We start from the raw sequence: 25,448 nt of genomic DNA, 5'->3' as shown, positions 1-25,448 counted from the left end.
TATCAGTTTGACGACGGAACTGTGACAGTCAATCGGCCGGTTCCGAATTTCCCAATTCATTCAATACTTCGGCAGCAAGAGACCGGGTGATTTTCGTGCCCCGCGACAGCGCCAACGAGTCAAGCCTTTCGACGATTGTCTGGGCCGCGTTCAGCGACCGCTCCATCCTGACAACGATATAGAGCACGAGTTTGTCATCTATATAAAGCTGCCGGTCGGCGAAGAGCTTGACGATCACCTGCGACAACAGCGCCTCATCGGGTTCGCCGATCTCGACGACGGTTGCCGCTTTCAGGCGCGAGCGCAGATCGGGCAACGAAACCGGCCACGACATCGGCCAGAGACGGCTGGTGATCAACAGGCTGGTGCCGTTTTCGCGCACGCTGTTGATGACGTGAAAGAGCGCATTGTCGTCGAAGCCGAGGCGGTCGGCGTCCTCGAACAGCACCGGGCCGGCGGCAGCGGCAACCGCCGCATCCGAGCCACGCTCGGGGTGGATGTCGACGGCGCCGCTCAATTCCCGCCAGATCCGGGCGAGATGCGATTTTCCCGAGCCGACGGGGCCGGCGAGCACGACCACCGGCGATGGCCATGCCGGCCAGGCATCGACGATCGAAACGGCGGCGGCGAGCCGCTCCGAGATCAGGAGGTCGTCGCGCCCGCTTGCGGCATCGTGCGAAAAGACCAGCGGCAGCTGCTCTCCGGCCTTGCGCTTCGGATCAGCGTTTTTCGCGTCACTCATTGGGAACTGATTTCGTTTTCCGGGCACTGCCACTCGGCGACCCGCCAAAATAAAGATCACTCTGAAGGTAGCGTGAAAGTGCGAAACGAACAAGGACGCCGACCGCCGCCGCCGCCGGCACGGCGACCAGAAGCCCGACGAAACCGAAGAGCGCGCCGAAGGCAAAGAGCGCGAACATCAGCCAGACCGGATGCAAGCCAACGCTGGAGCCGACGAGCTTCGGCTGCAGAATGTTACCTTCGAGGAACTGACCGCTGAAGAAGACGACGAGCACCAGGCCGATCCACGGATAATCCGGCCAGAACTGCACAAGCGCGACGCCGACCGCCAGCACGAGACCAACCATCGAGCCGACATAGGGAATGAAGCTGATCATGCCAGCGAAGAGGCCGATCAGCAGCCCGAAATTCAGCCCCACGAGAGAGAGGCCGACGGCATAATAAATGCCGAGGATGAGGCAGAGCGAGCCCTGGCCGCGGATGAAACCGGCGATTGCCTGGTCGATCTCCTTGGCGATCTGGCGGACATCGCTGACATAATCGCGCGGGATCCACTGATCGACCTTGGCGACCATGCGGTCCCAATCGAGCAGGATGTAGAAGGCGACGACGGGGGTGACCACGAGCAGCGATATGACGTCAACGATCGCCTTTCCGGAATTCCAGATCTGCGCAAAGAGCCCGGTGAGGAAGCCCATGCCCTCCGACAGGATGCCCGAGAGATTGTCCTTGATCGTGCCCACTTGGTTCTCAACCCAGTCCGGCAGCAGCGAATTCTGCGCCTGCGCGATGAACTGCTGTAATTGGCTGATATAACCCGGCAGACGTTGAGCGAAATCGTTGAACTGGCTGATCAGCACCGGAATGAGGATCATCAGCGCCAGCGCGAAGACGATCACGAAAGCGACGAGAATGCCGATGGTCGCCATCATGCGGCTCAGTCCCAGCCGCTGCAACCTGTCTGCCACCGGATCGAGGAAGTAGGCGATCGCCATGCCGGCGACGAAGGGCAGCAGGATCGAGCTGAAGACATAGAGAAAGACGATGAAGAAGACGAGCACCACCAGCCAGAAGAAAATCTGACGTTTGAGACTGTTGCCGCTGACTTGCTGTGGCATTGCTTCCCCGCTGATCGCTCGCCGCCGTCTGACGCCGCATCCGATCCGAAGCGGCCATTGAGCACATAGGATGCAGGCGCAAAGATGGTCAACCCTGTCGCGCCAAATCCCGGAAAGGCCGGAAGAAGACGCGGGAAATTGGGGGCTTTCGCCATGCAGCGCTTGCATAAAAGCCCCTGTCATGCAATTGCGACCGGCAGATGACGCGGCACGTTTGCCGCCTGAAATAGCCATCGGAGACCAGCATGAGCCAGTCTGGGAAAAACGGCCTGACATATAGCGATGCGGGCGTCGACATCGATGCCGGCAACCTGCTCGTCGAAAAGATCAAGCCGGCGGTGCGCTCGACCCGCCGTCCCGGCGCCGACGGCGAGATCGGCGGCTTCGGCGGGCTTTTCGATCTCAAGGCGGCAGGCTTTACCGATCCGGTTCTCGTCGCCGCCAATGACGGCGTCGGCACCAAGCTGAAGATTGCGATCGACGCCGACTATCACGAAACCGTCGGCATCGACCTCGTCGCAATGTGCGTCAACGATCTCGTGGTACAGGGCGCCGAGCCGCTGTTCTTCCTCGATTATTTCGCGACCGGCAAGCTCGACCCCGACCAGGGCGCGGCCATCGTCGGCGGCATTGCCGCCGGCTGCCGTGAGGCCGGCTGCGCGCTGATCGGCGGCGAGACGGCCGAAATGCCCGGCATGTATTCCTCCGGCGACTACGACCTCGCGGGTTTTGCCGTCGGTGCTGCCGAACGCGGCAAGCTCCTGCCATCAGGCGATATTGCCGAGGGTGACGTGATCCTCGGCCTCGCCTCCTCCGGCGTCCATTCCAACGGTTTCTCGCTGGTGCGCAAGATCGTCGAATTGTCCGGCCTCGATTGGGATGCACCGGCGCCGTTTGCCGAAGACAAGAAGCTTGGCGAAGCCCTGCTCGAGCCGACGCGTATTTATGTGAGGCCGCTCCTGAAGGCGATCCGCGAGACCGGCGCCATCAAGGCGCTGGCGCACATCACCGGCGGCGGCTTCCCGGAAAATATTCCGCGCGTGCTGCCGAAGCATCTGGCGGCCGAGATCGATCTTGCCGCCGTCAAGGTGCCGCCGGTGTTTTCATGGCTCGCCAAGACGGGCGGCGTCGAATCCAAGGAAATGCTGCGCACCTTCAACTGCGGCGTCGGCATGATCGCCGTCGTCGCCGGTGAGAATGTTGCGGCGGTTTCCGCCGCACTCGAAGCCGAGGGCGAGACTGTTATCACGCTCGGCCGCATGATCGCCCGCGACGAGGGCGCTGCCGGCACGGTCTACAAGGGTACGCTTGCCATATGAGCTCGCCGCGCAAACGCGCCGTCGTCTTCATATCAGGCAGCGGCTCCAACATGATGGCGCTGGTTGCGGCTGCAAAGGCCGCCGACTACCCGGCCGAGATCGTCGGGGTGATCTCCGACAAGACGGATGCCGGCGGGCTTGCCAAGGCGGCTGCCGAAGGCATTGCCACCTTCGCTTTTCCCCGCAAGGACTATGCCAGCAAGGATGCACATGAGGCGGCGATCTTTTCGGCGCTCGATGAGCTTTCACCCGACATTCTCTGCCTGGCGGGCTATATGCGGCTGCTGACGGCGACCTTCATACAACGTTATGAAGGCCGGATGCTCAACATCCACCCTTCCCTGCTGCCGCTGTTTCCCGGCCTGCATACGCATCAGCGTGCAATCGATGCCGGCATGCGGATCGCCGGCTGCACGGTGCATTTCGTCACCGAAGGCATGGATGAGGGGCCGGTGATCGGCCAGGCGGCCGTACCGGTTCTTTCCGGCGACACGGCCGAAAGCCTTGCTGCACGTGTGCTCACCGTGGAGCACCAGATCTATCCGCAAGCGCTACGGCTCTTTGCCGAGGGCCGTGTGACGATGGAAGCCGGCAGGGCCGTCAGCGCTCAGGCCTCGACCGCTGTGCCCAAGGCTCAGCTGATTTCACTGATAGGCGATCGCGCCTAAGCCGCCAGCGCCCGCAATGGATGCAGCGTGCCGTCGCTGTAGACGAAGCGGCCGGCGCGGAAGGTGGCGCGGATGCGATTGATATCACCCGGCTCGACCACGACCAGATCGGCGCGCTGGCCGATGGCGATCGCGCCACGATCCAACAATCCGGCCGAGCGGGCCGCATTGCTGGTCGCCATGGCAACGGCTGCCGGCAAGCCACCTTCCACCATATCGGCAAGCTTGAAGATGCCGGGCACGAAGGCGGCCGGATGATAATCGGCGGCGATGATGCTCAGCAGGCCGGCGCTTGCGGCATCGAGCGCGCTGAGATTACCCGACATCGACTGGCCGCGCAGCGCGTTCGGCGCGCCCATCAACGTCCAGAGGCCGCGGCGGCGCGCCTCCTCCGCCGCAGGTGCGGTGACAGGAAACTCGCTGATGGTGACGCCAAGATCGTGCATTTCGGCGACCTTTTCGACGCTGTCGTCGTCATGCGAGGCAAGCGACAGCTTGTGTTTCAGCGACAGCGCGACGATCTCCTTCAGCTTGGCCTCGATGTCGGGATTGCTGCGCATGGCGATGCGCTTGGAAACGATCTCCGCCGCCATTTCCTCGGAGATGGCGCGACGCTCGGAAATGCTGAGGATGTAGCTCTGCAGGTTGTTGTACTGGCCCTGGCCCGGCGTGTGATCGGTGAGCGAAACCATGTCGATCTGATCGGCATTCAGCAGGCGCTCGAGTGCAGGGGCTGCACCGACATTGGTGATTTCGTAGCGGGCGTGGACGCGGTGGTCGATCAGCAGATCGTCACGCAGGCGGTTGATGCCTTCGATCACCGCCGATGTCGTCTCCAGCGAGCGGACGTGGCCGTAGACGCTTTCGGTCGCGAACGAGACGGCGGCAAACGCCGTCGTGACGCCGGCGGCAGCAAGTTTCTTGTCGAGTTCGTGGATGCCGAAATCGATCGGCATCATCGCGTTCGGCCGCGGGGCAATCTCGCGCTCGATCATATCGCCGTGGAGATCGACGAAGCCCGGCATCAGCAGCCGCCCGCCGCCATCGATCACAGCACCGGCGACCGGCTCCGGCCTGATCTCGGCGATGACGCCACCCTCAACACGCACGGAACCTTCACTCACCACCTCGTTTGGGAGAACGAGGGTGAAATTGCCGAGCCACATTGGCTGTCTCCTGACCGCATCCGATGATTGATAAACCGCAGCGCATAGAACTGCTTCGTGACAACTGCATGAAGCTTCTTACTCTTTGCGTTCTTGCTTTGCCACGCTTGACCAATCGGCTGACCAAGTTTTGGATATCATTACATTAGAAACAAAATGGACGGTGGCTATGACGATCAAAGTGAAAGTGGCAGAGGCAAAAACGCATCTCTCCGAGCTTCTGACAAAGGTGGAAGCAGGCGAAGATGTGGTGATATCACGCGGCAACAACCCGGTCGCGCGCATGATCAAGATCGATGACCGCCGCCAGAGGCTCGACGCCATCCGTGCACTCCGCAGCGAACGGGCAGAACGCGCCGGAGCGACCGCGGCTGAAATTCAAGCCTGGCGTCGCGAAGGTCAGCGCTGATGCCGTTCGTGGTTGATGCTTCGGTTGCGGCGGCTTGGTTGCTTGCCGATGAGGAAAGCCGGACGGCCGAAGAAGCCTTGTCGTTTCTCGAAACGGAAGACGCCTTGGTGCCCGATCTCTTCTGGCATGAGATGCGTAACATCCTGTTGACCGCGGAACGGCGGAAACTCATCTCCAACGATGTGCTCGCTTGTCTCATGCGACTCACCAGCCTGCCGCTGCGCACTGTCTCAAGCGAAGACCATCTTCCGATCCTACGACTTGCCGGAAAATATCAGCTATCGGCCTATGACGCCGCTTATCTCGCGCTCGCGGTCGCAGAGAACGTATCGCTTGCGACGCTGGACGCCGGACTGGAACGTGCTGCGTCAGCGGAAAGTCTCACCTTCGGGCTGAGTTAGAGCCTTTCCTGGTCAGATTGCAGCATTCTGTTGGCTCAAACGGAGTCGGATGGTCGACCGGCCGGCGCGCGTCGTAGCCAAGCTCTACGGCCAAGCCGGCCGGTCGATCAGCCGGCCCGTTTCAGCCAACCCGAAGGGCCGGGCATCTTTCCGCCAGGATCAAAGGCGATCGGCTCGGACGTACCAAGAGGTATGCCCTTCGCCAATCGCCTCTGCCCTGACGAAAACCTGCTCCGGCAGAATGCTACAATCTGACCAGGAAAGGCTCTAAGAAAGCGTTCCCCTGTTCAACAGCGCCCATTGCAGAAGCACGATCGTCTTGACGTCGAAAATTTCGCCGGTTTCGATCATCGCCGCCGCCTCGTCGAGCGGAATCTCGAGGACTTCGATGTCCTCGTGTTCATCGTCCAGGCCGCCGCCTTCGGCGACGCGATCGGCGGTGTCGACGAGGGCTGCAAAGAAATGCACGACCTCGGTGACGGCGCCCGGCGAGGTATAGGATTTGAACAGGAACCGCGCATCGCGCAGGTGATAGCCGGTCTCCTCCATCGCCTCGCGACGGATTGCCGCTTCCGGATGGTCGTCGTCGAGAAGGCCGGCCGGCACCTCGATCATCCAGGCGGGATCGCCGTTGAGATGAACGGCAAGGCGGAACTGGCGGACGAGAACGACGAGGTCGCGCTTCGGATCATAAAGCAGGATGCAGGCGGCCGGTGTGCGGTGATAGACTTCCCGCTTCAACCGTTGGGTTGCGCCCTGGCGGTCGATATAGTCGAGCAGGTAGCTGCTCAGCCGCGTCCACCCATTCGACAGGGTTTCCTCGCCGGCGATCTTCACGCGTGATTTCGGCTGCATCATGCTGCGTCCCTGCGAAGCCAGACCTTGTTGTCGTGGACGGCCGCCCCGCCATAAGGCGCGACAGGGTCGGCGCCGGTCAAGACGTTGATGCCTTCGCCGTCGACATGCGCCTTGTTCGGCCAAAGCCCCTCGGCGATCAGCACGCCGGATTTGACTTCGGTGGTGATGCGGGCGTGGATGCGCAGATCGCCGCGGCTGTTGCCGATGCGCACAAGATCGCCCTGCGCGATGCCATTGGCTTCGGCATCGGCCGGATTGATCATCACTTCAGGGCGGCCTTCCTTCTGGCGGGAGGTCTTGGTCTCGGAAAAGCTCGAATTCAGGAAGTTGCGCGCTGGCGAGGTGGCGAGCCGGAAGGGATGTTCGGAATCGGCGACTTCAATGACATCGACCTGATCGGGGAAGGCCGGAAGCGCGGCATGCGGCCCGAGCGCGCCGATCGCCGCCGGTGGCTTGTTCGGCGCCGGCTGATTGATCCAGTCCGGGCGGAAATGGAACTTGCCATCCGGATGGGCAAAGCCGTTCAGGTAATGCGCTTCCTCGAAAGCCGGCTGGCGGTCGAACCATTTGTGTTCGAGGAAATGGTCGTAGCCCGGCAGGCCGCTCGATTCGAGGATGCGGTCGACCATCTCGCGGGCGGTGAAGCCGAAGCCGGGGCGATCGGCGACGCCGAGCCGTTTGGCCAGTTCCTCGATGACGAAGAGATTGGTGCGCACGGTTGGCGGCGGCTCGACCAGCTTCGGCCCCAACAGGATATGGTTCTGGCCGCCGGCCCGGTAGATATCGTCATGCTCGACGAACATCGTCGCCGGAATGACGATATCGGCGATCTCAGCCGTTTCGGTCATGAATTGCTCATGTACGGCGACGAAGAGATCATCGCGGGCGAAGCCGCGTCTGACGAGGCGCTGCTCGGGCGCGATGTTTGCGGGATTGGTGTTCTGGATCAGCATCGCCGTGACAGGGCCGCGGTGGCGCAGCGCCACGGCATCGCCGGTCAGCACGCGGCCGATCTGCGACTGGTCGAGCATGCGGATATCGGCATCCTTCATCGACCGGCCGGTCAGTTCGGCGCTGTTCATGCGGAAGATATCGCTGTTCGAATGGAAGGCGCCGCCGCCTTCATATTGCCAGGAACCAAGAACGGTGGCGATCGAGGCGGCCGCGTGCATGGCGACTGCACCGTTGCGCTGGCGGGTAAAGCCATAGCCCAGGCGGAAGAAGGTCTTCTTCGTCGTGCCTACGAGGCTGGCGAAGGCTTCTATCTCCTCGACGGAAAGGCCGGTGATGGCAGCAGCCCATTGCGGCGTCTTGGTTTTCAGATGCGCTTCGAGACCGGCGGGATCATCGGCATATCTCGCCATATATTCGCGGTCGGCGTAACCGTCGCGGAAGGCGATGTGCATGACGGCGCAGGCGAGTGCGGCATCGGTGCCGGGCCTGACGATCAGCGCCATGTCGGCCTGCTTCATCGTCGGATTGTCGTAAATGTCGATGACGACGATCTTCGCGCCGCGCTCCTTGCGCGACTTGATGGCGTGCGTCATCACATTGACCTGCGTCGACACCGCATTGGTGCCCCAGATGACGACGCAATCGGTGCGGCCCATCTCGCGCGGATCGGGACCGCGCAGCGTGCCGGTCGCCATGGTAAAGCCGGTCCAGGCGGGATTGGTGCAGATCGAGGAGAAGAAGCCGGAGTAGCGTTTGGCATGACGCAGGCGATCGATCGAATCGCGCTGCACCCACCCCATGGTGCCCGCGTAAAAATACGGCCAGATCGCCTCGCTGCCGTCCCTTGCCTCGGACTTCACAAAGGCTTCGGCGATCTCATCCAGCGCATCGTCCCAGGAAATCTGCTGCCACTGCCCTCCCCCCTTGGCGCCGGCGCGGCGTAGGGGATGCATCAGGCGATCGGGATGGTAGAGCCGCTCGGCGTAACGGGCGACCTTGGCGCAAATGACGCCCGACGTGTAGGAATGGTCGTTCGCGCCGCGCACACGGCCGATGCGACCATCCTCCGATATCTCGACCTCCAGCGCGCAGGTGGAGGGACAGTCATGCGGACAGGCCGTGTGGCCTACCCTATTCTCCGGCTCGGATGATTTGGCGTGGATGGGGGTCGCAATCTTCATGGCATTTGTATATTCCAAGGCTTGCACGGCCAAAAGCCACAAAAATTCCCCATGACGCGAATTCATACGGACATCAGCGAAAATGAACTACCGCCACATCTATCACGCGGGCAACTTTGCCGATGTGCTGAAACATGTCGTGCTGACGCGGCTGATCCGCTACATGCAGAAGAAGGATGGCGGCTTCCGCGTGCTCGACACGCATGCCGGCATCGGGCTTTACGACCTCTCCTCCGAAGAAGCGCAGAAAACCGGCGAATGGCTCGATGGCATCGGCAAGCTGATGGAGGCAGACCTCGGCCCTCAGGTTTCCGAACTGCTGGAGCCCTACCTCTCGGCGATCCGCGAACTCAATCCGCAGGGCGGCATCCGCTTCTATCCCGGCTCGCCGAAACTTGCGCGCATGCTGTTCCGGCCGCAAGACCGCCTGTCGGCGATGGAACTGCATCCCGAAGACTTCGCCCGGCTGCACCGGCTGTTCGAGGGTGATCACCATGCCCGCATCACCGAGCTTGACGGCTGGCTGGCGCTCGGCGCGCATCTGCCGCCGAAGGAGAAGCGCGGCATCGTGCTCGTCGATCCGCCCTTCGAGGAAGATGACGAATATCAGCGCCTGGCAGAAGGGCTGGAAAAGGCCTATCGGCGCTTTCCCGGCGGTACCTATTGCCTGTGGTATCCGCTGAAGAAGGGCGCGCCGATCAAGGAATTCCACGAGAGGCTGCAGGCACTCGACATCCCGAAAATGCTCTGCGCCGAACTCGCCGTTCGCAGCGACCGCGGCGTCACGGGGCTGACGGGCTCAGGCCTCGTCATCGTCAACCCGCCCTTCACGCTGAAGGACGAGCTGCACCAATTGCTGCCCGCATTGAAGGATCATCTGGCGCAAGACCGTTTCGCCTCGCACCGCGCCTTCTGGCTGCGCGGCGAAAACAAGGCCGTCAAGGACGATTGACCAGCCAATCGCCTTCAGGAATAGTCCGCGCCGCAGTCTACAACCTCATCAGGTGTCCCATGAAGCTCCTTTGTTCGCCCGCCTCGCCCTATTCCAACAAGGTGCGGATGGCCGCGCATTTTCTGGGCCTGGAGTTAAACGCCATCCGGGTCGACACCAATACCGGACCGGCGATCCTGGTGGACAACAATCCGCTCGGCAAGATCCCGACGCTGCTGACCGATGACGGGGTCTCGATATATGACAGCGTGGCGATCATGCATTATTTCGACCGGCTGACGAAGGGCGGGCTCTACCCTTCCAAGAAGGGCAAGCGCACGGATGCGGAAATCCTCGAGGCGCTCTGCGACGGCATCTGTGACTGCCTGCTGGCGATCGTCTACGAGCGGCGCTTCCGCGACGAGGAAAAAATTCACCAGCCGTGGATCGACAGGCAGTGGAAGAAGGCGACGAGCGGTCTCGCGCATCTCAGCGCCAATCCGCCGAAAACAGGCAAGAAGCTCAATGGCGGACATTTCGCGCTGGCCGCGACGCTCGATTATCTCGAACTGCGCTTCAAGGACCAGTGGGAAGCCGATCATGCGCCGCTGATCGACTGGCTTGCTCAGTTCGAGAAAAAATTCCCTGCCCACCGCGAGCTCAAGTCTGAGGGCTGAGCGGGCTCAACGTCTGGAGAGACAGGCGGATAGCAAAAAGCCGGGCGACGTGCCCGGCTTTTCCCATATCAGGATATTCGGTCGGCTTAGAACTTGACGCCGATACCGAGCTTGACGCTGTTCTCGTCGTAACCGCGCGAGAAGCTGCCGGAGTCGAGGTCGTAATCCTTGCTCTGGTAGTCGGTGTAGCGATATTCGAGGCGCGTCGTGATGTTGTTGGTCACGAAGGCTTCGACGCCGGCGCCGACCGTATAGCCGAAGTTCGTCTTGCTTTCGTCCGAGGTGTCGTCGGAAACCTTGACGTCGCCGATGGCAAGACCGGCCGTGCCGTAGAGCAGGAAGGGGTTCATGTCGTAGCCGACGCGGCCACGGACGGAGCCGTTCCAGCCATACTTGTTCTCGACGCCGCCCGAGGAGACGTCGTCGCCGCTGTAGCCGAGATCGGATTCAACGCCGTAAACGATCTGGCCCTGCTGCCAGTTGTAGCCGGTGAAGACCTGGCCGCCGAAACCGTAGGTGTGGCGGTCGGAACCGAAGTCACCCATGTTATAGGTGCCGGCACCGCCGAGGTAGAAACCTTCCCAGTTGCCAGCCGGCTTGACCGGAGCTTCCTGGGCGACCGGTGCTTCCGGAACCTGGTCGACGGCATCGGCCGCCTGAGCTGCCGAGACGCCCGCAATTGCAAAAACGGAGGCCATGAGGCCAGCAATGAGTACACGCATACTTAGTCTCCTTTCAGTCCCGCGCCGCTTGTCAACTGTCTATCAGTGAAGCATTGGCGGGATATTGCCAGATGTCCCTTCCGGATCGAGACTGAAATTGGAACTGAAATGCGGATTTGAAAGAGCCAAATTGTGATATCATTGTGGCTGCCGGATGGCTGAAATTCGATGTTGCTTTGGCGCAACATACACTTCATTAACCCTACTGAAGTGTTAAACTGAAAATACTTATTTTAAGAAATCGCATTCTTAAATAATACATAGAATATCCCCCTCCCCGACGCAACCGCAACGACCTATTTATATAATCTCCGTCGGCCCCTATATAGTCTGCTGACAGACTCGCGGGATCAGAAGGCACGATTTTGAACCACAAAAGACTTCGCTCGGCCCTTATAACAGGGGCTGCTAAAAGAATAGGCCGGGCAATCGCCGAAGACCTTGCTGCAAATGGCTTTTCCGTTGCGATCCACGCGAACGGCTCCATCGGCGAGGCCGAAGAGCTGGTGGCGGAATTGCGGCGAAAGGGACAAAGGGCGGTCGCGCTGCAGGCCGATCTTAGCGATCTCGGCGAAACGGGCGCGTTGGTCGCGAAGGCGTCGGAAGCGCTCGGGCCGCTCGATCTGCTCGTCAATAATGCGTCGGTCTTCCAGTATGATTCAGCGCGTAGTTTCAATGCCGCCACATGGGCATTGCACTTCGACCTGCATGTCCGTGCGCCCTCTATCCTTGCGGCGGCCTTCGCACAGCAGATGCCCGCTGAGGCAGCGGGGCTGATCGTCAATATTATTGATCAGCGGGTTTGGGCGCTCAGGCCCAGCTTCTATTCCTATACCCTCTCCAAATCCGCGCTGTGGACGGCGACGCAGACGCTCGCACAGGCTTTGGCGCCGCGCATCCGCGTCAATGCCATCGGCCCCGGCCCCTCGATGCCGAGCGAACGACAGAAGATGGAGGACTTCCAAGCGCAGGTCTCAGCCCTTATCTTGCAGCGAGGGCCGGCGCTGGAAGAATTCGGACAAACGATTCGCTTCCTTTACGACACGCCCTCGATCACCGGCCAGATGATTGCCCTCGACGGCGGCCAGCACCTTGCGTGGCAGACGCCCGATGTGGCGGAGATTACGGAATGAACGGACGAAAGCTGCCGGATGGCGGCGTTCTCTACGACGACACGGACGAGAGCGAAGACGATATCGAGGTGGAAGGCGACGCTTCCGTCGCCGCGCCGCTTGCGGCGACGGTCGATTGGAATGCGGGCAGCCTCAATGAAACCGGGCTCCTCGGCGCGGAACTGATCGGCGAATTCGTCAAGCGGCTGCCGAACAGCCCCGGCGTCTACCGCATGTTCAATGCCGAAGGCGACGTGCTCTATGTCGGCAAGGCGCGCAGCCTGAAGAAACGCGTCAACAATTACGCCGTCGGCCGCGTGCATTCCAACCGCATCGCCCAGATGGTGCGCCAGACGGCGAATATGGAATTCGTGACGACGCGCACGGAAACCGAAGCGCTGCTTCTGGAAGCGAATCTGATCAAGCGCTTGCGGCCGCGCTTTAATGTGCTTTTGCGCGACGACAAGTCCTTTCCCTATATCCTCATCACCGGCGACCACCGGGCGCCGGCGATCTTCAAGCATCGCGGTGCGAGAGCGCGAAAGGGCGACTATTTCGGACCTTTTGCTTCGGCCGGCGCGGTCGGACGGACGATCAACTCGCTGCAGCGCGCCTTCCTGATCCGCACCTGCACCGACAGCGTCTTCGAAACGCGCACGCGACCCTGCCTGCTCTACCAGATCAAGCGCTGTTCCGGGCCGTGCACCCATGAGGTTAGCGACGAGGGTTACGGCGAACTGGTGCAGGAGGCGAAGGACTTCCTGTCCGGCAAGAGCCAGAAGGTGAAGTCGCATATGGCCGAGGCCATGAACCAGGCGGCCGAGGACCTCGACTTCGAGCGGGCGGCGATCTATCGTGATCGCCTGGCGGCATTGTCGCATGTGCAGAGCCATCAGGGCATCAATCCGGCGGGCGTCGAGGAGGCTGACGTTTTCGCCATCCACCATGAAGGCGGCATCTCCTGCATCCAGGTGTTCTTCTTCCGCACCGGCCAGAACTGGGGCAACCGCGCCTATTTCCCGAAGGCCGATCCACAGCTTTCGAGCGCCGAGGTGCTGAACTCCTTCCTCGCGCAGTTCTACGACGACAAGCCGGTGCCGAAGCAAATCATGCTGTCGCAGACGGTGGAGGAGCTGGAGCTGCTCGCCGCAGCACTCAGCGAAAAGGCCGGCCACAAGGTTTCCATCCTCGTGCCGCAGCGCGGCGAGAAGCGGGATTTGGTCGACCATGTCGTCGGCAATGCACGCGAGGCGCATGGGCGAAAGCTTGCCGAGACGGCGTCGCAGTCGCGGCTGCTCGAAGGTTTCAAGGAGACATTCGGGCTTGCCTATGCACCGCAGCGCATCGAGATCTACGACAACTCGCATATCATGGGCACCAATGCCGTCGGCGGCATGGTGGTCGCGGGGCCGGAAGGTTTCGTCAAGAACCAGTACCGCAAGTTCAACATCAAATCGACCGACATCACGCCCGGCGACGACTTCGGCATGATGAAAGAGGTGATGACGCGGCGGTTCTCGCGGCTGATCAAGGAGGAAGGCATTCCTGACCGGACGGCGCAGGTGGCCACGCCCGATGCAGCCGACATGCCCTTCCCGACTTGGCCCGATGTGATCCTTATCGATGGAGGCCAGGGGCAGATGACGGCGGTGCGCGCCATCCTTGCCGAACTCGGCATCACCGACAGCGTGACGGCGATAGGCATCGCCAAGGGCGTCGACCGCGATGCCGGGCGCGAACGTTTCTTCCCGGCCGGACGCGAGAGTTTCACGCTGCCGCCGCGCGATCCTGTGCTCTACTTCATCCAGCGCATGCGCGATGAGGCGCACCGTTTCGCGATCGGCTCGCACCGGGCGCGGCGCAAGAAGGAAATGATCAAGAACCCGCTCGACGAGATCGGCGGCATCGGCCCGTCGCGCAAACGCGCGCTGCTCCAGCATTTCGGTACGGCGAAGGCGGTTTCGCGCGCAGCCCTGTCCGACCTGATGGCGGTGGAAGGCATATCGGAAGCCGTCGCCAGGCAGGTCTATAACCATTTCCACGACGACGCCGCGAAATAACCGGCGTCCGTCGCAAATTCCACGCAAAGGCGGTGAAAAGACAGAAAGAATGTTGACGGTCCGCGGCCAAAGCCGTCATCTACCGCATCGGCCCGAGCATGATGCGGAGGTTCTAAAGTGTTACAGCGTCCTTGGCTCGTCTGAAAAGGCGCGCGGCGCTGTAGCGGTGCATCAATTCAGAGAAACGATCCCATGGCATCGCGTGCGTACAGCATTCCCAATCTTCTGACCTACGGCCGTATCCTCGCCGTACCGCTGATCGTTCTCTGCTTCTTCATCGAGGGCAGGCTGTCGATCAGCAATACGGCGCGTTGGGTGGCGCTGTGGATCTTCGTCATCGCCTCGCTCACCGATTTCCTCGACGGCTATCTCGCGCGCATCTGGAACCAGACGTCGAATATCGGCCGCATGCTCGATCCGATCGCCGACAAGCTGCTGGTCGCCTCGATCCTTCTCCTGGTCGCGGCCGACCAGACGATCGCCGGCTGGTCGATCTGGGCAGCGATCACCATTCTCTGCCGCGAGATCCTGGTGTCGGGACTGCGCGAATATCTGGCGGCGCTAAAGGTCAGCGTCCCGGTGACGCGGATCGCCAAGTGGAAGACGACGCTGCAGCTCGTCGCCATCGCCTTCCTGCTCGCCGGCCCGGCCGGCGACGAGATTTTCCCCTATACGACGCAGACCGGCATCGCGCTGCTGTGGATCGCGGCGCTGCTGACGATCTATACCGGCTACGACTATTTCCGCGCCGGGGTGAAACATATCGTGGATGACGAAGAATGACGCGACTTGTCTATTTCGCCTGGGTGCGCGAGCGCATCGGCAAGGGCGAGGAGGAGATCGACCTCCCCTCCTCCGTCGTCACCGTCGCCGATCTCTTGAATCATTTGAAGACGCTGGGCGAAGAATATGAGACCGCACTTCAATATCCCGACGTGATCCGCGTGGCGCTCGACATGGAGCATGTCGAGCATGACGAACCGATATCAGGCGCACGGGAAATCGGGATATTTCCGCCGATGACGGGTGGATAGGGCGGTGACCGTGATGCCGTGTCGCTACCCCCCTCTGCCCTGCCGGGCATCTCCCCCACAAGGAGGGAGATTGGCTGGGCGCACCGGCTTCCCCAAACAATCGGCGTTTCAGCCCGGCAAAACTGTAGATGGGCACGATGGTCAAGCCACGTGTAATCTCCCTCCTTGTGGGGGAGATGCCCGGCAGGGCAGAGGGGGGTTGGCACGGCACGCCCTCTCCATAGCCTCCGCTACGACATCAAAGCAGTTGGGGATGTTATCATGACCATCACCCCCACCATCCGCGTCCAGCATGAGGACTTCGACCTGCAAGCCGAGGTCGATCGCCTCTCCAAGGGCAAAGCCGGCATCGGCGCCGTCGTCACTTTTTCCGGCCTCTGCCGTGATGAAGGCGGGACACTGGCCGCCCTCGAACTCGAGCATTATCCCGGCATGGCGGAGGCGGAGATGCGGCGCATCGGCGATCTTGCCATCGGGCGTTTCGGGTTGCTCGGGCTGACCGCCATCCACCGCTACGGGAAGATCGCTGCCGGCGAGAATATCGTGCTCGTCGTCGCAGCCGCGCCGCACCGGCAGGCGGCGTTCGACGGCGCCAATTTCGTCATGGATTTCCTGAAGACTGCAGCCCCCTTCTGGAAGAAGGAGCACGCTGGAGATGGCACCACCGGCGAGTGGGTCTCGGCGAAAGACGCCGACGACGCGGCGCGTGACAAGTGGAAGTAAATTAGAGAACCACGCGCTCCCTGCGGCTCATCACCAGGAGCAGGACGAGCAGCGAGAAAACGACCAGATCCCGCCAGACGAAGGGGCCGTAGGCGCCCCACATGGTTTCGACAACGGCAAGCCCGGCAGCGCCGCCTGCCGAGCGCAGCGGATCGGAATGGCCGCCGACGGCTGCGATCAGCAGCACCTTCAACCCGAACATAAGGCCGGCGCCGAAATCCATCGAGCCGTAGTAGAAAGTCGCGAGGATGCCGCAGATGGTGGCGACGAGGGCTGCGGCCCCATAGGCGACAAGAAAGACGCGGTTGGCGCTGGTGCCGCAGAGTTCGGCGGCCAGCGGATCATCGGTGACGGCGCGCCAGACGCGGCCCCAGGCCGTGCGCCTGAGGATCAGCGCACCCACGACGACGATGGCGCACATCAGTGCGGTGTCGATCAACTGGATATGGGTGAGCGTCACCTTGAACGGGCCGTCGCTCCAGAAGACGACCGTGTCGTTCAGGAACGGCGGCAGCCAGATGGCGCGGGTATTGGCGGCAAGCCGGGCGGTCTCCATGAGGACGATCATGATGCCGAGGGCAGCGACGATGACCGTATTCGGCGACTTGCTGACCAGCGGCAGCATGATCGAGCGACCGATCCATAGGCCCGCCGCCAGCGAATAGACGATGGAAGCGCCGGCGCCGACGGCAAGGGCGGCCGGCAGCACCAGCCAGAAGCGGTTGAAGGCGAGTTCGGTGAAGAGCAGCAGGATCTGGCCCGCGAAGGCAAAGATCGCCCCATAGGTGATATCGGCCCGCTTCGTCACGCCGAAGGCGACGGCATAACCGAAGGCGAGCGCGGCATAGAGGGCGGCAAGCGGAACCGCATTCGCCAGCTGCTGCAGAAGATAAGCCATTCCGGACACTCCGCGTCAGCAAAATTATAACTGGTAAAACCTATTTCACCAGTTATAATTTCATCATGAGTTTTTCCTGGACCCCTCACCGCTTTACCGGCGGCGCACTGGCGCTCGATGTCGTCAACAGCGTCGTTCTGCGCCACGATGCAACGCGGCGGATCGACCGCTTCGCGGTCAGGGACCAGATGCGGAGCTTTCCGCGCGCCGCCGCCGAATTCTGCGCCGAGCGCGCCCTCTTCGGCGACATCGCGCCGGTGGCGGCGGAAAACGAGGCGGATTTCATCGCGCTGCGGGAAGCGATCGACCTCTATTTCCGCGAGCGTATACTTGATGGAGGCGACGACCAACTGCTCGCTAGCCTGCTGGAGGCACTGGCGAAGGCGTTGCGCGACACGAGGCCCGACAGCTTGGTTGCGGCGACCGCCCATTCGGCGCTGCGGCTGATCGCCATGCCCGATCCGGAGCGCATGAAGATCTGCGGCAATTGCGGCTGGCTGTTCATCGACCGCAGCAAGAACAGAAGCCGGGCCTGGTGCGACATGGCGGTTTGCGGCAACCGCGCCAAGGCGAACCGGCACTATCGCCGCAAGAAGGAGGAGACGCCATGAGGAAATATATCATCGTAACGGTGGCAGCAGCCGGTCTTCTACTGTCCGCCTGCCAGCGCCAGGCTGAAAACCTGGTCGAGGTCACGGGCCATCTCTTCGTCTTCAACTATCGGGTGGCGAGCGCCACCTATCTGCTGACGTTGAAGAAGACGGGGCCTATTCCCGACGGTTCGGTCATCATCGCCGAATTCGAAAATCCGCAAGGTGGCGATCCGCTGGTGCTGAACCAGAAGATCTACCCGATCGACGACAAGATCGCGCTGCAGAGCGAAAACCTGCATTGCGTGCGCAAGGACCGTCCCTATTCCGTCAGCGTCCGGCTGGTCGACAAGGACGGCAAGGTGCTGCAGGAATTGAAGACGCAGTTCCGGTCCGACCTCGACCAGACCGTCCTGCCGAGCAAGCCGCTCGTCGTCGGCGCGCTTTATGACAAGAACCCGGAGGTCTTCAAGCCTGACGGTAGCGTCGATTTCTCGAATACGGACAAATGCCCGGCATAGAGAAATGCATGGAAAAAGCCGGAGCGTGCCCCGGCTTTCGAGAGTCAATTCAAGGCATTGCCGGCGAATGCCGAAGCGTGGCCTCAGCCGACGATTTCGGTATCGGAGAACCAGTACTTGATTTCCTGGGCAGCCGTCTCCGGAGCGTCCGAGCCGTGAACCGAATTTTCGCCGATCGACAGAGCGTGAACCTTGCGGATCGTGCCTTCGTCAGCGTTTGCCGGGTTGGTCGCGCCCATGATCTCGCGGTTCTTGAGGATCGCGCCTTCGCCTTCCAGCACCTGGACGATGGTCGGGCCGGAGGTCATGCCTTCGACCAGTTCGCCGAAGAAGGGACGGTCCTTGTGAACGGCGTAGAAGCCTTCGGCTTCGCGACGGCTCATCCAGACGCGCTTGGAAGCGACGACACGCAGGCCGGCATCTTCGAGCATCTTGGTGATGGCGCCCGTCAGGTTGCGCTTGGTTGCATCAGGCTTGATCATCGAGAAGGTGCGTTCAATCGCCATAGTCAAATCCTCTGTTTTCTCGGGAAAAGTGGGCGGTCTTTACCCGCCCCAACGCCCGAAAACAAGAGGTAGGCGGCAATTTCACGCCGCTGTCACAGTCCTGCCGCGGCTTTGGTGAAGATCGAGGCAGCGTTCGAACCAGGCCATGACAGGATCGTCGGCGGCCAGCATGGCGAGACCGGCGGAGACCCGCAGCCATTGCAGCGCGCCGAAGACGATATAGTCGGCAAAGAGCGGTGTCTGCCCGCCGATGAAGGGTTGGAACTTCAGCATGTGCCGGAGCGGCTCCAGCTTGGCGCCGAAGGCGACCTTCTCCGCCTCGCTATCGGCGGCAACCACTTCCAGCGGCTTGCCGAGCCGAGCCTCCCGGCTTTCGCGGAAATAGGCCTTGTCTGCCTCGTCGAGGTTCGCATGGATGTCGAGAAGGGCGATGCGCATGATCGCCGGATGGATGATCATTTGCGAATAGCCTTCTACCATCCGCGACAGCGCCTTGCCGCCCTCGCCGTTGAACAGCGACGGCCGCTCGGGATAAGCCTCTTCCAGATAGAGGGCGATGTCGAAGCTGTCTGGAATCAGTCGGCCATTATCGTCGAGAACGGGCACGATCGACGAGACGCCGCCGCCGATCGCGCGGATGCGGGCATAGGTCGTCGGAATCTCTTCGAAATCGAGCCCCTTATGCGCGAGCGCCATGACAGCCTTCCAGCAATGGGGCGAAAAGAAGCGCCGTTCGTCGGCGCCGCAGAGGGAATAGAGGGCTCTGGTCATGACAGTCCTTTCGAGATCGCAGCTTAATGCATTCGACGACAGAAAGTGCCTACGATCAAATCAGGAAATTTCATGGGCGCATCACTGCGATTTCCGGGAAAAGGGGCTAAACTGCCGCGACCAATCCGGGAGGGACGGAATGCTCAGACATTACAGGATGTTCGCCGCCTATAATCGCTGGGCCAACACGCAAGTCTATGCGGCTGCGGCCGAACTTAGCGATGCAGAGTTCCGCAATGATTGCGGCGCCTTCTTCGGCTCGCTGCATCGCACGCTCAATCATCTGCTCGCCGCCGACCGGATATGGATGAAGCGCTTCACCGGCACCGGCGAAGCGCCGGCGACACTCGATGCCGTGCTCTTCGAAGATCTGGATGCGCTTGCCGGCGCACGCAAAGCAGAGGACGAGCGTATCATTGCCTGGACGGGCATGCTGGACGAGGCGGCGCTTGCCGCCAACTTCACCTATGTAACAGTGGTACAGCCGGTCGAGATCACCCAGCCTCTGTCGTCGGCGCTCGCGCATTTCTTCAACCACCAGACCCATCATCGCGGCCAGTGCCACATGACGCTGACGGCGCTCGGCAAGCCGAGCCTCACGTTGGATCTCATCTACTTCCTGCGCAGCGAGGGTCGCGAGTGGATGTGAGGACTTCGCCATCAAGGCCGCGTTAACCGCCTTTACGGGTTCCGCCCGCGAATCCAGGGCTTCCGATTGAAAGTTCAGCCTCTCTTAAAAGCTTGCGGGCATAGCGGAACATAGGAAAAGAGGCTGCCGCGAGGGATCGTCATGCAGAATGCAAGCGCAAACGCATTGGTGTCGCGCGAGGCTGCGCGCCCGGCGCCGATGGCGGATATTCAGAAGATCGCCCAGCACATGGCGCGTCTGAACGTCGCGGCCCTACCGCGCAATTACGAACTCTTTCACGAGGCGATCGTCGGGCTTAATGCCGGCCTTGCGCAGGATATCGCAGCGCTCGGATCGCAGCCGCAGCAGCCGATGCTCGACGAACTCGGCCTGAAATACCGCCTCGTCGGGCATTGCGGGCTGGCAGACGAGACATCACGAAACGAGGCGAGCCGGATGCTGCGCGACGTGGCGGAAAGGCTTGCCGAAGGGCTGAAGCACAAGAATGCCTTTGCGCGCGCCTGCGGCACGATCCTGAAATCCGTCTCCGGACAGGACGACCAGAGCCTTGCCGCCTTTCTCAGCGAGATCGACTACCTCACTGCGTCGCTTTCGACCGTTCTTGCAGCGGAGATGGAAATCGGCGCGAAGCTGCAGGACGATATCAAGACGCTGGAAACGCTGGAGCGCGGCATTTCGGCGATGCAATCGGCCGCGATCGCCGACAGGATCACCGGACTTCCGAACCGCATCGCGCTGAACCGGACGATCGCCGATCTCTACAAGCGCGAGGAAGGTGCCGCCGGCAGCGCGCTGATCATGGTCGATATCGACAATTTCACCGAACTCAACGACAAATACGGCACCCAAGCCGGCAACAAGCTCCTGAAGAAGCTCGCCGGCCTGTTCAGCAAGTCGGTCAAGAAAAACGATTTCGTCGCCCGCACAGAGGCTGACGAATTCGCCCTGTTGTTTTCCAACGTCGGCATGCAGGATGCGATGACGATTGCCGAACGCCTGCGCGCCTCCGTCGAAGACAATCTGGTCTTCGCGACATCCGACAAGGCCGATCCCGGCAGACTCACCATCTCGATCGGCGTGGCGCTCAGCACCGATGCAGCAACGCCGGGACAGTTGCAGGCCAATGCCCGCGTGGCACTTCTCGCCGCGCAGTCGAACCCCCGACAGCCGGTGCAGGCTTTCGGCCGCTGAGGCGGCGGACAAGCAAGCTTGCGGTGGGACAAGCAAGCTTGTCCCGGGGATAAGCAAGCTTGCGGCGGACAAGCAAGCTTGGCGCGGGGAGAAGTACTCTTGCCTTGGCGAGCGCTTTCGGCCAAAACGCCGGCCATGATCACGCTCACCGATATTTCCGCCCGCATCGCCGGACGCCTGCTTCTCGACAATGCCAGCGTTTCGCTGCCTTCAGGCACGAAGGCTGGGCTCGTCGGGCGCAACGGCGCCGGCAAGTCCACGCTTTTTCGCGTCATCACCGGCGATCTCGGCTCGGAGAGCGGAACGGTGTCGATCCCCAAGGCCGCACGCATCGGCCAGGTGGCGCAGGAAGCGCCGGCGACCGAAGACGCGCTGATCGAGATCGTGCTTGCCGCGGACAAGGAACGCACCGCCCTCGTTGCCGAGGCGGAAACGGCAACCGATCCGCACCGCATCGCCGAAATCCAGATGCGTCTTGTCGATATCGACGCGCATTCGGCCGAAGCGCGTGCGGCGAGCATTCTTGCCGGCCTCGGCTTCGACAAGGACGCGCAAGCCCGCCCCGCCTCCTCCTTTTCCGGCGGCTGGCGCATGCGTGTCGCCCTTGCCGCCGTGCTGTTTTCCGAGCCGGACCTGCTTCTGCTCGACGAGCCGACCAACTATCTCGACCTCGAAGGCACGCTGTGGCTGGAAGATTATGTCAGGCGCTATCCGCACACTGTCATCATCATCAGCCACGATCGCGACCTGTTGAACAATGCGGTCAATGCGATCGTCCATCTCGACCAGAAGAAGCTCACTTTCTATCGCGGCGGTTACGACCAGTTCGAGCGACAGAAGGCGGAAGCCGACGAGCTGCAGACCAAGGCCAAGGCCAAGAACGATGCGGCGCGCAAACATCTGCAGGGCTTCATCGATCGCTTCAAGGCCAAGGCTTCCAAGGCTCGTCAGGCACAATCGCGCGTCAAGGCGCTGGAGCGTATGGGAACGGTTGCCGCGGTCATCGAGGACCACGTCCAGCCGATCACTTTTCCCGAGCCGGAAAAGCAGCCGGCTTCGCCGATCGTCGCGATCCAGAGCGGCGCCGTCGGCTACGAGCCCGGCAATCCGATCCTGAAGAACCTCAATCTGCGCATCGACAATGACGACCGCATCGCCCTGCTCGGCTCGAACGGCAACGGCAAATCGACCTTCGCCAAATTCATCTCCGGCCGTCTGGCGCCGGAGAGCGGTGAAGTGAAGATCGCGCCGAGCCTTAAGATCGGTTTCTTCGCGCAGCATCAGCTCGACGACCTCATCCCCGAGCAATCGGCGGTAGAGCATGTGCGCCGGCTGATGCCCGGTGCACCGGAAGCCAAGGTGCGCGCCCGCGTCGCCCAGATGGGGCTTGCAACCGAAAAGATGGCGACGGCCGCCAAGGATCTTTCCGGCGGCGAGAAAGCCCGATTGCTGATGGGGCTTGCCGCCTTCAATGCGCCCAATCTGCTGATCCTCGACGAGCCGACCAACCACCTCGACATCGACAGCCGCCGCGCGCTGATCGAGGCGCTGAACGACTACGAAGGCGCCGTCATCCTGATCTCGCACGATCGTCACCTAATCGAGGCGACGGTCGATCGGCTGTGGCTGGTCAATGGCGGTACGGTGACGACCTTCGAAGGCGATATGGACGAGTACCGCGACCTCATCGTCACTTCAGGTAAAAAAAAAGAAGAAAAGCCGCAGCTAACTGAAGACGCGACGTCGAAGGCCGACCAGCGCAAGCTCAATGCCGAACGTCGCGCCTCGCTGACGCCGCTCAGGAAAAAGATCAATGAAATCGAATCCTTGACGGCGAAGCTGGAGAAACAGATTCAGGCGCTTGACGCAGAACTTGCGGATCCGGCCCTTTATGAGAAGACGCCCACTAAAGCCGCCGAGAAGGCAAAGCAGCGCGGCGAAGCTGCGGCGAAACTCGCTGCCGCCGAGGAAGACTGGCTGATGCTGTCGGCCGAATACGAAGAAGCGATGGCGGGATAGCCACAGGGTCGCGCTGAAATTCAAGCAGACCGAGGTGCCCAACACCGTCGTCGCCTCGGCCGAATTCGTGACGATCCGCTAGCGCATCAGCGCGTCTGAAGAGACGCGGCGCTATAAGGCGGGTTGCCAAGTCGGGACCGTCTGCCTAGATCTGTCCGACGTCAACGGAAGCCGGCAGGTTAGAATGAACCTTCATCTCGAAACGGACGACGATCCACGCACCCGTCAGTTCATCGACGAGCACAACCGGGCTTCCGGCGCGGCACTGAGAACACCTGAATTCGACAGGGATCGCGACGCGATCAAAGCGCTGATCGAGCGGCAGGACAGGCTGATCGTTCCGATGCGCCGAGGTGAGTGGCTGTTCGATTTCCGCCAGAGCAAGGACAATCCTCTCGGCATCTGGCTCCGCCTGCCGGCAGATCAGGAGCCGCTGCCGGACGCCGCCTGGGAGCCGGTCTTCGATCTCGACGCCTTCTGCGTCAGGGAAGGCAAGCGCTGGAACTGGCGCGGCGCCGTCACCTGCCCATGGGAGCCGACGCGGGTGCTGCTCACGCTTTCGGACGGCGGCTCCGACCTTCTCCGGCTGCTCGAATTCGACGCCGAGCGGAAACAGGTCGTCGAGGGCGGCTTCGATACACCGGCCACACGATCGCATGCCACCTGGCTGAGCCGCGACGAAATCTGCTATTTCGGTTCCATCGACAGATTTTCGGCGACCCGCTCCGGATGGCCGCGCGTCGGACGGCGATTGAAGCGCGGGCAGCGACCGGAAGATGCCGCCGTCATGTTCGAAGCCGCAGACGAGGACGTCTACGGCTTCAATCTCGTCATTGACCCTGACCTATCAGGCGCTTCGGCGGATCGCGGATTGATCGATATTTTCGTCGCCGCCCACGAGATCGGCGTCGCCAGCGCTTTCCTGATCGCCAACGACGGCACACAGCGGCGCATCGATCTGCCTAAGGAAGCCGATTTCCAGTTCAATCATGATCATTGCCTTTGGCGGGCAAAGACCGATGAACGCGTTGCGACCGGCAGCCTCGTGCTGCAACGCTTCGACCCCGCCTCGGAGACGGCCCTGCTCGGGCCGGAGCGGATCCTGTTTCAGCCTGGAGAGGGCCAGTCCATCGCGCAGATGATGCTGATGCAGGAGTGGTGCGTCTTCATCATCTCCGATCGGCTGCGTCCGCGTCTCATGGTGCTGGACCTGACAAGGCCCGATGCCGAACAGCGCGAGATCGCACTGCCGGCGGATATGCAAACGGCTCACTTCAGGCCACTCCATGCGGATCTGCATCTTGGCGACGATACGCTCCTCGTCATCGGCCAGGGCTTCCTGCAGCCGCCCGTCTGTTACCGTCTCGAGCTGTCGGATCGCAGCAGAGAGGCCGAGCCGGTTTTTGTCGCCGCGGCGCCGAGCTATTTCGATACGACCGATATGTCATCCGAACTGCTGGAGGCTGTTTCGGAGGACGGAACGAGGGTTACCTACCGGTTGGTTCTGCCGAAGCAATGGACCAAGGGCGCGCTGCCGGTGCTGCTTTACGGCTATGGCGGCTTCGATGTCCCGTTGTCGCCAAGCTATTCCGGCGTGACAGGACGCTGGCTGGAACAAGGCGGCGCCTATGTGCAGGCCTATATTCGCGGCGGCGGCGAATTCGGGCCCGACTGGTATCGCAGCGCCAAGCGGCAGGGGCGAGACCGGGCGTTTGCCGATTTCGTCGCCATCGCGCGCGATCTCGTCGGCCGCGGCTATACCGTGCCGTCGCGGATTGCCTGCCAGGGCGGCAGCAATGGCGGTCTGCTGACCGGCGTGATGCTGACGCGCTACCCGCAAGATTTCGGCGCCGTCTGGTGCCAGGTGCCGGTCCTCGACATGACACGCTTCCACCTGTTCAGCGCAGGGCAAGCCTGGATGGACGAGTATGGCGATCCGGAGACGCCGGGGGACCGGGACTTCATGCTCGGTTATTCGCCGCTTCACAATGTCGGGGCGGCGACCAAGGTCAGCTATCCGCCGATCTACATCGAAAGCTCCGCCAATGACGACCGCGTGCATCCCTCGCATGCGCGCCGCTTTGCCGCGCGGCTGGAGGAAGAAGGACACCGGCCGCTCTTCCATGAATTCGGCTCCGGCGGGCATGGCGGCGACGGCAATTCCGAAGAGCGCGCCGCCCGCGCGGCGATGGGTTACAGCTTCCTTCGCCAAACCATCATGCGATAGAA

At 61.8% G+C, this 25,448-nt stretch carries 26 protein-coding genes; 17 read left to right on the top strand and 9 right to left on the bottom strand.

All coding sequences use genetic code 11. From position 1 onward, the window contains the following. Nucleotides 1-28: 28 nt before the first annotated feature. Both hdaA and HFO71_RS12940 read right to left on the bottom strand, forming a co-directional pair. Nucleotides 29-742 carry a DnaA regulatory inactivator HdaA gene (gene hdaA / locus HFO71_RS12945; protein ID WP_131640376.1) on the bottom strand — a complete coding sequence of 238 codons (714 nt, stop codon included), beginning with the start codon at nucleotides 740-742 and terminating at the stop codon, nucleotides 29-31. Then, the gene (locus tag HFO71_RS12940; RefSeq protein WP_017959846.1) at nucleotides 735-1,859 is read right to left on the bottom strand and encodes an AI-2E family transporter; all 1,125 of its coding nucleotides are present in this window, start codon (nucleotides 1,857-1,859) and stop codon (nucleotides 735-737) included. Before HFO71_RS12940 ends, hdaA begins: the two co-directional genes overlap by 8 nt. Before the next feature lie 245 nt (nucleotides 1,860-2,104). Here HFO71_RS12940 and purM point away from each other — a divergent pair, with 245 nt between their 5' ends. Further along, nucleotides 2,105-3,178, top strand: a complete 1,074-nt coding sequence (gene purM, locus HFO71_RS12935; protein ID WP_131718945.1) for a phosphoribosylformylglycinamidine cyclo-ligase — start codon at nucleotides 2,105-2,107, stop codon at nucleotides 3,176-3,178. Beyond that, nucleotides 3,175-3,846 (top strand): phosphoribosylglycinamide formyltransferase, encoded by a 672-nt coding sequence (purN, locus tag HFO71_RS12930; RefSeq protein ID WP_168258215.1) that lies wholly within the window; start codon nucleotides 3,175-3,177, stop codon nucleotides 3,844-3,846. Before purM ends, purN begins: the two co-directional genes overlap by 4 nt. On the opposite strand, the gene HFO71_RS12925 is transcribed toward purN, so the two are convergent. Beyond that, on the bottom strand, nucleotides 3,843-5,012 hold the full coding sequence (locus HFO71_RS12925; protein WP_168258214.1) for an alpha-D-ribose 1-methylphosphonate 5-triphosphate diphosphatase: 1,170 nt from the start codon (nucleotides 5,010-5,012) through the stop codon (nucleotides 3,843-3,845). The two genes, purN and HFO71_RS12925, sit on opposite strands and share 4 nt — an antisense overlap. Nucleotides 5,013-5,181: 169 nt before the next feature. On the opposite strand from HFO71_RS12925, the gene HFO71_RS12920 reads away from it, so the two are divergent. Beyond that, complete coding sequence (locus HFO71_RS12920; protein ID WP_131640480.1) at nucleotides 5,182-5,421, top strand: type II toxin-antitoxin system Phd/YefM family antitoxin; 240 nt, start codon at nucleotides 5,182-5,184, stop codon at nucleotides 5,419-5,421. Beyond that, nucleotides 5,421-5,822 carry a type II toxin-antitoxin system VapC family toxin gene (locus tag HFO71_RS12915; protein WP_168258213.1) on the top strand — a complete coding sequence of 134 codons (402 nt, stop codon included), beginning with the start codon at nucleotides 5,421-5,423 and terminating at the stop codon, nucleotides 5,820-5,822. The genes HFO71_RS12920 and HFO71_RS12915 overlap by 1 nt, the downstream gene beginning before the upstream one ends. A 267-nt stretch (nucleotides 5,823-6,089) precedes the next feature. On the opposite strand, the gene HFO71_RS12910 is transcribed toward HFO71_RS12915, so the two are convergent. Both HFO71_RS12910 and HFO71_RS12905 read right to left on the bottom strand, forming a co-directional pair. Beyond that, entirely contained in the window at nucleotides 6,090-6,680 is a 591-nt protein-coding gene (locus HFO71_RS12910; RefSeq protein WP_168254995.1) for an NUDIX domain-containing protein, read from the bottom strand. Next, entirely contained in the window at nucleotides 6,677-8,881 is a 2,205-nt protein-coding gene (locus tag HFO71_RS12905) for a molybdopterin-containing oxidoreductase family protein (RefSeq protein ID WP_168258212.1), read from the bottom strand. The genes HFO71_RS12910 and HFO71_RS12905 overlap by 4 nt, the downstream gene beginning before the upstream one ends. Nucleotides 8,882-8,897: 16 nt before the next feature. Here HFO71_RS12905 and HFO71_RS12900 point away from each other — a divergent pair, with 16 nt between their 5' ends. Continuing rightward, a complete protein-coding gene (locus HFO71_RS12900; RefSeq protein ID WP_168254999.1) occupies nucleotides 8,898-9,767 on the top strand; it encodes a 23S rRNA (adenine(2030)-N(6))-methyltransferase RlmJ in 870 nt (289 codons plus the stop codon). A 59-nt stretch (nucleotides 9,768-9,826) separates the two neighbouring features. Continuing rightward, nucleotides 9,827-10,423: a glutathione S-transferase gene (locus tag HFO71_RS12895; protein ID WP_168255001.1), complete on the top strand. Its 597-nt coding sequence runs from the start codon at nucleotides 9,827-9,829 to the stop codon at nucleotides 10,421-10,423. A gap of 86 nt (nucleotides 10,424-10,509) precedes the next feature. Here the strand turns inward: HFO71_RS12895 and HFO71_RS12890 are convergent, their stop codons facing one another. Continuing rightward, a complete protein-coding gene (locus HFO71_RS12890; RefSeq protein ID WP_003547106.1) occupies nucleotides 10,510-11,145 on the bottom strand; it encodes an outer membrane protein in 636 nt (211 codons plus the stop codon). Between the two features lie 365 nt (nucleotides 11,146-11,510). Between HFO71_RS12890 and HFO71_RS12885 the strand changes: the two genes are divergently transcribed. The 5 genes from HFO71_RS12885 to HFO71_RS12865 all read left to right on the top strand — a co-directional run bounded on the left by HFO71_RS12885 (nucleotide 11,511) and on the right by HFO71_RS12865 (nucleotide 16,074). Continuing rightward, entirely contained in the window at nucleotides 11,511-12,278 is a 768-nt protein-coding gene (locus HFO71_RS12885) for an SDR family oxidoreductase (RefSeq protein ID WP_020049380.1), read from the top strand. Next, nucleotides 12,275-14,317: an excinuclease ABC subunit UvrC gene (uvrC, locus tag HFO71_RS12880; RefSeq protein WP_168258211.1), complete on the top strand. Its 2,043-nt coding sequence runs from the start codon at nucleotides 12,275-12,277 to the stop codon at nucleotides 14,315-14,317. The genes HFO71_RS12885 and uvrC overlap by 4 nt, the downstream gene beginning before the upstream one ends. A 192-nt stretch (nucleotides 14,318-14,509) precedes the next feature. Further along, nucleotides 14,510-15,100 carry a CDP-diacylglycerol--glycerol-3-phosphate 3-phosphatidyltransferase gene (pgsA, locus tag HFO71_RS12875; protein WP_003547103.1) on the top strand — a complete coding sequence of 197 codons (591 nt, stop codon included), beginning with the start codon at nucleotides 14,510-14,512 and terminating at the stop codon, nucleotides 15,098-15,100. Further along, nucleotides 15,097-15,351 carry a molybdopterin converting factor subunit 1 gene (gene moaD, locus HFO71_RS12870; protein ID WP_017959832.1) on the top strand — a complete coding sequence of 85 codons (255 nt, stop codon included), beginning with the start codon at nucleotides 15,097-15,099 and terminating at the stop codon, nucleotides 15,349-15,351. Before pgsA ends, moaD begins: the two co-directional genes overlap by 4 nt. 261 nt (nucleotides 15,352-15,612) lie before the next feature. Next, entirely contained in the window at nucleotides 15,613-16,074 is a 462-nt protein-coding gene (locus HFO71_RS12865) for a molybdenum cofactor biosynthesis protein MoaE (RefSeq protein WP_077976164.1), read from the top strand. A gap of 1 nt (nucleotide 16,075) precedes the next feature. On the opposite strand, the gene HFO71_RS12860 is transcribed toward HFO71_RS12865, so the two are convergent. Beyond that, entirely contained in the window at nucleotides 16,076-16,972 is an 897-nt protein-coding gene (locus tag HFO71_RS12860) for a branched-chain amino acid ABC transporter permease (protein ID WP_168258210.1), read from the bottom strand. Nucleotides 16,973-17,037: 65 nt separating this feature from the next. Between HFO71_RS12860 and HFO71_RS12855 the strand changes: the two genes are divergently transcribed. Both HFO71_RS12855 and HFO71_RS12850 read left to right on the top strand, forming a co-directional pair. Continuing rightward, complete coding sequence (locus tag HFO71_RS12855) at nucleotides 17,038-17,583, top strand: CGNR zinc finger domain-containing protein (protein ID WP_168258209.1); 546 nt, start codon at nucleotides 17,038-17,040, stop codon at nucleotides 17,581-17,583. Next, nucleotides 17,580-18,083, top strand: a complete 504-nt coding sequence (locus HFO71_RS12850) for a hypothetical protein (protein ID WP_168258208.1) — start codon at nucleotides 17,580-17,582, stop codon at nucleotides 18,081-18,083. The genes HFO71_RS12855 and HFO71_RS12850 overlap by 4 nt, the downstream gene beginning before the upstream one ends. An 83-nt stretch (nucleotides 18,084-18,166) precedes the next feature. Here HFO71_RS12850 and ndk read toward each other — a convergent pair whose 3' ends face one another. Beyond that, nucleotides 18,167-18,589, bottom strand: a complete 423-nt coding sequence (gene ndk, locus HFO71_RS12845) for a nucleoside-diphosphate kinase (RefSeq protein WP_003547097.1) — start codon at nucleotides 18,587-18,589, stop codon at nucleotides 18,167-18,169. A gap of 81 nt (nucleotides 18,590-18,670) precedes the next feature. Further along, nucleotides 18,671-19,360: a glutathione S-transferase family protein gene (locus HFO71_RS12840; protein WP_168258207.1), complete on the bottom strand. Its 690-nt coding sequence runs from the start codon at nucleotides 19,358-19,360 to the stop codon at nucleotides 18,671-18,673. A 139-nt stretch (nucleotides 19,361-19,499) separates the two neighbouring features. Between HFO71_RS12840 and HFO71_RS12835 the strand changes: the two genes are divergently transcribed. The 4 genes from HFO71_RS12835 (at nucleotide 19,500) to HFO71_RS12820 (ending at nucleotide 25,446) form a co-directional block, all read left to right on the top strand. Continuing rightward, nucleotides 19,500-20,009 carry a DinB family protein gene (locus HFO71_RS12835; protein WP_168258206.1) on the top strand — a complete coding sequence of 170 codons (510 nt, stop codon included), beginning with the start codon at nucleotides 19,500-19,502 and terminating at the stop codon, nucleotides 20,007-20,009. A 141-nt stretch (nucleotides 20,010-20,150) separates the two neighbouring features. Further along, the gene (locus HFO71_RS12830) at nucleotides 20,151-21,200 is read left to right on the top strand and encodes a GGDEF domain-containing protein (RefSeq protein ID WP_168258205.1); all 1,050 of its coding nucleotides are present in this window, start codon (nucleotides 20,151-20,153) and stop codon (nucleotides 21,198-21,200) included. A 135-nt stretch (nucleotides 21,201-21,335) separates the two neighbouring features. After that, entirely contained in the window at nucleotides 21,336-23,219 is a 1,884-nt protein-coding gene (locus HFO71_RS12825) for an ABC-F family ATP-binding cassette domain-containing protein (protein ID WP_168258416.1), read from the top strand. A 184-nt stretch (nucleotides 23,220-23,403) separates the two neighbouring features. Continuing rightward, nucleotides 23,404-25,446 (top strand): prolyl oligopeptidase family serine peptidase, encoded by a 2,043-nt coding sequence (locus HFO71_RS12820; RefSeq protein ID WP_168258204.1) that lies wholly within the window; start codon nucleotides 23,404-23,406, stop codon nucleotides 25,444-25,446. The last annotated feature ends 2 nt before the right edge of the window (nucleotides 25,447-25,448 follow it).

The organism is Rhizobium laguerreae (genome assembly GCF_019778565.1).
Lineage (GTDB): Bacteria > Pseudomonadota > Alphaproteobacteria > Rhizobiales > Rhizobiaceae > Rhizobium > Rhizobium laguerreae.
Note: the sequence above shows the minus strand (reverse complement) of the source record. Positions and strands in the feature narration are given on the sequence as shown.

Bases quoted from the DNA above. Each gene is read 5' to 3' on its own strand.
- hdaA (WP_131640376.1), bottom strand. From the start codon at position 742: ATGAGTGACGCGAAAAACGCTGATCCGAAGCGCAAGGCCGGAGAGCAG.
- HFO71_RS12940 (WP_017959846.1), bottom strand. From the start codon at position 1,859: ATGCCACAGCAAGTCAGCGGCAACAGTCTCAAACGTCAGATTTTCTTC.
- purM (WP_131718945.1), top strand. From the start codon at position 2,105: ATGAGCCAGTCTGGGAAAAACGGCCTGACATATAGCGATGCGGGCGTC.
- purN (WP_168258215.1), top strand. From the start codon at position 3,175: ATGAGCTCGCCGCGCAAACGCGCCGTCGTCTTCATATCAGGCAGCGGC.
- HFO71_RS12925 (WP_168258214.1), bottom strand. From the start codon at position 5,012: ATGTGGCTCGGCAATTTCACCCTCGTTCTCCCAAACGAGGTGGTGAGT.
- HFO71_RS12920 (WP_131640480.1), top strand. From the start codon at position 5,182: ATGACGATCAAAGTGAAAGTGGCAGAGGCAAAAACGCATCTCTCCGAG.
- HFO71_RS12915 (WP_168258213.1), top strand. From the start codon at position 5,421: ATGCCGTTCGTGGTTGATGCTTCGGTTGCGGCGGCTTGGTTGCTTGCC.
- HFO71_RS12910 (WP_168254995.1), bottom strand. From the start codon at position 6,680: ATGATGCAGCCGAAATCACGCGTGAAGATCGCCGGCGAGGAAACCCTG.
- HFO71_RS12905 (WP_168258212.1), bottom strand. From the start codon at position 8,881: ATGAATTCGCGTCATGGGGAATTTTTGTGGCTTTTGGCCGTGCAAGCC.
- HFO71_RS12900 (WP_168254999.1), top strand. From the start codon at position 8,898: ATGAACTACCGCCACATCTATCACGCGGGCAACTTTGCCGATGTGCTG.
- HFO71_RS12895 (WP_168255001.1), top strand. From the start codon at position 9,827: ATGAAGCTCCTTTGTTCGCCCGCCTCGCCCTATTCCAACAAGGTGCGG.
- HFO71_RS12890 (WP_003547106.1), bottom strand. From the start codon at position 11,145: ATGCGTGTACTCATTGCTGGCCTCATGGCCTCCGTTTTTGCAATTGCG.
- uvrC (WP_168258211.1), top strand. From the start codon at position 12,275: ATGAACGGACGAAAGCTGCCGGATGGCGGCGTTCTCTACGACGACACG.
- pgsA (WP_003547103.1), top strand. From the start codon at position 14,510: ATGGCATCGCGTGCGTACAGCATTCCCAATCTTCTGACCTACGGCCGT.
- moaD (WP_017959832.1), top strand. From the start codon at position 15,097: ATGACGCGACTTGTCTATTTCGCCTGGGTGCGCGAGCGCATCGGCAAG.
- HFO71_RS12865 (WP_077976164.1), top strand. From the start codon at position 15,613: ATGACCATCACCCCCACCATCCGCGTCCAGCATGAGGACTTCGACCTG.
- HFO71_RS12860 (WP_168258210.1), bottom strand. From the start codon at position 16,972: ATGGCTTATCTTCTGCAGCAGCTGGCGAATGCGGTTCCGCTTGCCGCC.
- HFO71_RS12855 (WP_168258209.1), top strand. From the start codon at position 17,038: ATGAGTTTTTCCTGGACCCCTCACCGCTTTACCGGCGGCGCACTGGCG.
- HFO71_RS12850 (WP_168258208.1), top strand. From the start codon at position 17,580: ATGAGGAAATATATCATCGTAACGGTGGCAGCAGCCGGTCTTCTACTG.
- ndk (WP_003547097.1), bottom strand. From the start codon at position 18,589: ATGGCGATTGAACGCACCTTCTCGATGATCAAGCCTGATGCAACCAAG.
- HFO71_RS12840 (WP_168258207.1), bottom strand. From the start codon at position 19,360: ATGACCAGAGCCCTCTATTCCCTCTGCGGCGCCGACGAACGGCGCTTC.
- HFO71_RS12835 (WP_168258206.1), top strand. From the start codon at position 19,500: ATGCTCAGACATTACAGGATGTTCGCCGCCTATAATCGCTGGGCCAAC.
- HFO71_RS12830 (WP_168258205.1), top strand. From the start codon at position 20,151: ATGCAGAATGCAAGCGCAAACGCATTGGTGTCGCGCGAGGCTGCGCGC.
- HFO71_RS12825 (WP_168258416.1), top strand. From the start codon at position 21,336: ATGATCACGCTCACCGATATTTCCGCCCGCATCGCCGGACGCCTGCTT.
- HFO71_RS12820 (WP_168258204.1), top strand. From the start codon at position 23,404: ATGAACCTTCATCTCGAAACGGACGACGATCCACGCACCCGTCAGTTC.